Raw genomic sequence first — 273 nt, forward strand, 5'->3', positions numbered from 1 at the left:
GCTTTATGCTGATCGTTTGAGCGTCAATATCGAAATTCCGACCAAATCTGGCTTGGCTTTACTCGCACCAGAGAAATCGCATGATGAATTAAAAGCGCCAATGGAAACGGTCAAAGAAGAAATTATTACCATCCGCGAGAGCCGTAAAACGCATAAAAAAGCACCGAAATTTGTGCCAGCAGGTCAAACCAGTCAAATGATCGTTGGTGCCAGTAATGAGACCGATTTGCAAGTCATTCAGCTATCGAGTCATTTTTATAAGCAATATGATCT

The 273-nt window shown here is 41.8% G+C and carries 1 pseudogene; it reads left to right on the forward strand.

From position 1 onward, the window contains the following. Positions 1–273, forward strand: a pseudogene (locus AAEY88_RS13605) (radical SAM protein); the annotation flags it as partial.

The sequence above is a fragment of the Psychrobacter sp. CAL346-MNA-CIBAN-0220 genome, from assembly GCF_040309805.1.
Lineage (GTDB): Bacteria > Pseudomonadota > Gammaproteobacteria > Pseudomonadales > Moraxellaceae > Psychrobacter.